Annotated in this window: 5 protein-coding genes; all 5 read left to right on the top strand. The window is 47.7% G+C overall.

From position 1 onward, the window contains the following. Positions 1 to 313: 313 nt before the first annotated feature. On the top strand, positions 314 to 1,327 hold the full coding sequence (locus ACZMB2_RS13565; protein ID WP_487597131.1) for a zinc-dependent alcohol dehydrogenase: 1,014 nt from the start codon (positions 314 to 316) through the stop codon (positions 1,325 to 1,327). Between the two features lie 80 nt (positions 1,328 to 1,407). Then, complete coding sequence (locus ACZMB2_RS13560; protein WP_487597130.1) at positions 1,408 to 2,169, top strand: SDR family oxidoreductase; 762 nt, start codon at positions 1,408 to 1,410, stop codon at positions 2,167 to 2,169. 131 nt (positions 2,170 to 2,300) lie between these two features. Continuing rightward, on the top strand, positions 2,301 to 3,389 hold the full coding sequence (locus ACZMB2_RS13555) for a TRAP transporter substrate-binding protein (RefSeq protein ID WP_487597129.1): 1,089 nt from the start codon (positions 2,301 to 2,303) through the stop codon (positions 3,387 to 3,389). A 144-nt stretch (positions 3,390 to 3,533) separates the two neighbouring features. Further along, positions 3,534 to 4,031: a TRAP transporter small permease gene (locus tag ACZMB2_RS13550; protein ID WP_487597128.1), complete on the top strand. Its 498-nt coding sequence runs from the start codon at positions 3,534 to 3,536 to the stop codon at positions 4,029 to 4,031. Further along, a partial coding sequence (locus ACZMB2_RS13545; RefSeq protein ID WP_487597127.1) for a TRAP transporter large permease occupies positions 4,028 to 5,064 on the top strand: 1,037 nt, incomplete at its 3' end. The genes ACZMB2_RS13550 and ACZMB2_RS13545, both read left to right, overlap by 4 nt.

Here is a 5,064-nt window from a genome sequence, read left to right as displayed (position 1 = left end):
TTCATGAGCATAGCACGAATATATGAAAGATTAAACTCCACTCATGTAGGAGTAAATTCCACCGCATAAGCGGACGGTGGAATTTACTTTTGAAATTTTCACGCGAAAATAAAAGATTATTTTGTGTTAAAATAATGTTTTCTCTCTTTACTTTATTGTGCAAATGTAGTATTATAAAACCGAAATGAGAGATTTGATTGTTGAAATAGTCCAAGCGTTAATGATAGCGCAGATCAGGAACGGTAAATTTTCCTTAAAAAAGTAAAATGAATGATATATTGTTGTAAAAAACAGAAGGAGAGGAGAATTTTCAATGAAAGCATTAATCTACGCAGGGCCGAAACAGGCAGAAGTTCGTGAGGTGGCAGAGCCGCAAGCGGTAGAAGGAGCAGTGAAGATCGCAGTAAAGTACTGCGGCGTCTGTGGTTCTGACATCGGCATTTTCCTTGGTACTCATCCGAGAGCAAAGGCTCCGCTGATCTTCGGCCATGAGTTCCTTGGCGTTGTGGAAGAGGATGGAAAGAAATTCAAGAAGGGTGACCGTGTGGTTACTTACCCGCTTCTGAGCTGCGGACACTGCCGTGCATGCCGGGAAGGCAATAAGCATGTCTGCAACACCCTGGGACTGATCGGTATTGATACAGACGGCGGTATGTGCGAGACCATGTATGTGAAGGAAGATGTAATGTTCAAGGTTCCTGAAGGTGTCAGTGATAAGGCTGCTGTTACCGTAGAACCGCTGGCAGTTATCGTACATGCACTTCATATGGTAGATTTCCAGGCAAGAGAGACTGCAGTTGTCATCGGTGCAGGCCCCATTGGCATTCTGACCGGTATTGCACTTCTGGCCTGCGGCGCTGAGAAGGTATATATTTCCGATATTTTCGAGAAACGTCTGGCACTGGCCAAAGAGCTTGGAATGATTCCTGTCAACCCGAACAAGGAGAGCCTGAAGGATATCGTTCTGGAAGGAACTGACGGTGAGGGATGTGATGTCCTGTTTGAGTGCAGCGGATCTCCGTCCGCAGCCATCGAGATGACAGAGATCACCAGAGTAAGAGGAAGAATCTGTATGACTGCTGTTCATAAGAAACCGCATGAGGTGGATTTGAGACAGTTGAATTTCAAAGAACAGCTGCTGATCGGTACCCGTGTATATACGCAGGAAGAATTCGGACAGGCAATCCGCTTTACCGAGGATATCCAGGAGCAGCTGGAGAAGGTGGTTTCTCATGTAGTTCCGTTAAGCGAGGCTCCGAAGGTGTTTGATATGATCGCGGATCCTGACTGCGGTACCTGCAAGGTTGTTGTTGACTGCACGAAGTAAGTAATGCGTAGGATTGTGAGAGTGCGAAGCTCGGAACAATCCGTGGGTATCATATATAATATATAGAAGGAGAATGAACAATGAAGCTTTTTGATTTGACCGGAAGAAAAGCCATCGTCACAGGCGGAACAAGAGGTCTGGGCTATGGTATGGCAGAAGGCCTGATGGAGGCTGGCGCTGAGGTTGTGATCGTGGGTTTCAGCGACAAAGTACAGGAAGTGGCAGCTGCATTTGCCGGCAAAGGATTTCCGTGTAAGGGCGTGAAGATCGATCTGGGCAACCGTGAGGAAGTGAAGAGTGGATTCGCAGCATGTGTAGAGGCACTTGGCGGACATCTGGATATTCTTGTAAACTGCGCAGGCGTACAGAGAAGACATTTCTGCACCGAGTTCCCGCTCAGTGACTGGGACGATGTGATCGAAGTAAACCTGACTGCTACCTTTGAAATGTGCCAGCTGGCGGCAAACCAGATGATCGCACAGAACTCCAAAGGAAAGATCATCAATGTGGCATCCATGCTCAGCTACTTCGGCGGATGGACAGTGCCTGCTTATGCAGCCAGCAAGGGCGGTGTGGCCCAGCTGACCAAGGCGCTTTCCAACGAGTGGACAGAGAAGGGTATCAATGTGAATGCCATCGCTCCGGGCTATATGGCTACCGAGCTGAACACCGCTCTGATCAATGACCCGAACAGAAATAAGGATATTCTGGCCCGTATTCCTGCACACAGATGGGGAACGGCAGATGACCTGAAGGGCCTGACCATTTTCCTGGCTTCCGATGCATCCGATTATATGGCAGGTGCCTGCATTCCTTGCGATGGCGGCTATCTGGGCAAATAAAATAAGTAAAAATAACTAAAAGACAGGAAAGTAACCGAAAAATAATGGTCATTATTGACGAAGAAGTCGATTTGTTATATAATGATAAGGGTAAATGTACCGAAAAAAATCGGAAGGGAGAGATAACTCTTATGAAAAAGAAAGCATTAGCAGTATTGATGGCAGCAGCCATGGTTGCATCCATGACCGCCTGCGGCGGATCTTCTGACAAGGCAGCAGATTCCAGCGCAGCAACAGAGGACAAGGCAGACAGCGCAGACAGCAGCGCAGCAGCAGGAGACGGCGAGGCGGTTGAACTCGTTGTCGGCGGTGTAACATCTTCCAGTGCGAAGGATGCAGTTACTTACTTCGGTGAGAAAGTGAATGAGTATTCCAACGGAACAATCACCATCGCTGACTTCCCGGATAACCAGCTCGGCAACGATGAGCAGAGATTCGAGATGACCCAGAACGGTGAGTGCGATATCTCCATCGGTTCCACTTCTTCTGTGTCAGCAAGCTACCATGACCTGTATCTGTATGATGTGTACTACATGTTCCTGAGCAAGCAGGAAGTATATGATGTGGGATTCGGCGGAGAAGCCGGACAGAAGATCTTGGAAGGCTTCGATCAGTTCGGTCTGAAAGGCCTGGCAATGTGGGAGAACGGCTTCCGTAACGTAACGACCAACAACACACCGGTAAATACTGTGGCAGACCTGAAGGGCCTGAAGCTGAGAACCATGGAGAACTCCATCCATCTGGCAGCTTGGAAAGCAATGGGTGCTAACCCGACTCCCATGGCATTCTCCGAGTTATATACCGCTATGCAGCAGGGTACTGTAGATGGTGAGGAGAACCCGCTGGGTATCATCACCGGTAACGGCTTCGAGGAAGTTGAGAAGTACTGTACACTGACAGAGCATGTTTATACTCCTTACTATGTAGTGATGAATGCTGACAAATACAACTCCCTGAGTGCTGATCAGCAGGCTGCAATTGAAAAGGCTATGGCAGAGGCAACTACATACCAGTATGAGCAGTCCAATAAATATGAGGAAGAGTCCATTGATACAATGGAAGCTGCAGGCTGTACAGTAACCACTCTTGATGAGGCTGCAAAGCTTGAGTTCAAGGCTGCCGCAGATAGCGGTGATGGCCTGTCTCTGGCAAAAGAGCAGATGGACAACCCGGATCTGGCTGACAAGATGGTTGAGGAGCTTGAGGCTTACAGAAAGTAATTGTAAAGCGTTTTTAGTTTCATAATCTGTGAAAATACGGGCCGCCGCATAATGGGGAACTGCTGTGTGGCGGCCCGGATCATGCAAGACCGTCGGAATTTCTCGGGGGGCGTATTTTCCGACGGGTATAAGGAGGTTACAAAGTTGAAAAAAGCATTGAAATGGCTGGATGACAATCTGGAAGTGTTTCTGTGTGTTATCCTGATGAGTGTCATGACGATTCTTGTATTTGTACAGGTTGTTATGAGATATGTGTTCCATAACTCTTTAAGCTGGTCTGAGGAACTGGCAAGATATGTGTTCATCTGGCTGATCTATCTTGGCATCAGTTATGGATGTAAGCTGAGAAAGCATATCAAAATTGATGCGGCACTGCATCTGTTCCCGAAGAAGATCCAGAAATATGTGGTAATTATCGGTGATATTTTCTTCTTCTTATTTGCACTCTATATTGTGGTAACCGGATTTAACTACTGTGTGGCTCAGGCAGCAGTCGGAAAGGCTTCTTCTGCACTGGGGATTCCGTTCCAGTATGTATATTCTGCTACAGTGGTAGGTTTTGGTCTTGCTGCATTCCGCGAGGTACAGACCATCATCTACAGAATCAAATGTATCAAAAACGGAGAGGAGTATGACGGATGATTACAACAGTATTATTTGTTAGCTTGATAGTATTCCTTGTCCTGAACGTACCTGTAGGTATTGCGATCGGACTTTCTTCCTGGACATCTGTACTGCTCAATCCGAGACTTTCAGATTCCTTTATTGTTCAGCAGCTGATTTCCGGATCGGATTCTTTCCCGATCATGGCAATCCCTCTGTTCATTCTGGCCGGTGAGCTCATGGCTGCCGGCGGTGTTTCCAAGAGAATTTTAAATGTCTGCAGTGCCTTCTTCGGAAGAATCACCGGCGGACTTGCCATTGTAACCGTTGTTGTTTGTATGTTCTTTGCAGCTGTATCCGGTTCCGGCCCGGCAACCGTTGCAGCAGTCGGAACCATGGTTATTCCTTCTATGCTGGAGAAGGGATACAGTAAGAGCTTTTCTCTGGCGTGTGTGGCATGTGCGGGCTGTATCGGTGTTATTATCCCGCCGAGTATCCCGATGGTTATCTACGGTGTATCCACCAGTACGTCCATTTCAGCTATGTTCCTGGCCGGCTTCGCACCTGGCATCATCATCGGTATTGTCCTTTGCTTAGTTTGCTACTTCTACTGCAAGAAACAGGGATGGAAGGGCGATGACCGCAAATACACCTTCAAAGAGAAGATGAAAGTCGTTTGGGATTCCAAGTTTGCCCTGATCGAGCCTGTTATCATCCTGGGCGGTATCTACGGCGGTATTTTCACACCTACGGAAGCTGCTGCTGTCGCTGCAGTATACGCTCTCATTTGCGGTGTATTCATTTTCAGAGAGCTGAATTTCGGCAATATCTATAAGACCATTGCCGCTGCCTGCTCCACCAACGGAACAACGATGGTCATCATCGGATGTGCAACCGCGTTCACCCGTGTACTGACTCTTCAGCAGATTCCTGCTATGATCACACAGGCGATCCTGAATTTCTCTACCAATGAGGTGGTCATCCTGATCCTGATCAACATCCTGTTGCTGATCGTAGGCTGCTTCATGGACACCACACCGGCCATGATGGTGCTTTCCCCCATCCTTCTGCC

The sequence above is a fragment of the Hominiventricola sp. genome, from assembly GCF_057604405.1.
This window is presented reverse-complemented; position numbering and strand designations above follow the sequence as displayed.

Excerpts from the sequence above, each read along its gene's own strand:
- ACZMB2_RS13560 (WP_487597130.1), top strand. The coding sequence starts at position 1,408 with ATGAAGCTTTTTGATTTGACCGGAAGAAAAGCCATCGTCACAGGCGGA.
- ACZMB2_RS13565 (WP_487597131.1), top strand. The coding sequence starts at position 314 with ATGAAAGCATTAATCTACGCAGGGCCGAAACAGGCAGAAGTTCGTGAG.
- ACZMB2_RS13555 (WP_487597129.1), top strand. The coding sequence starts at position 2,301 with ATGAAAAAGAAAGCATTAGCAGTATTGATGGCAGCAGCCATGGTTGCA.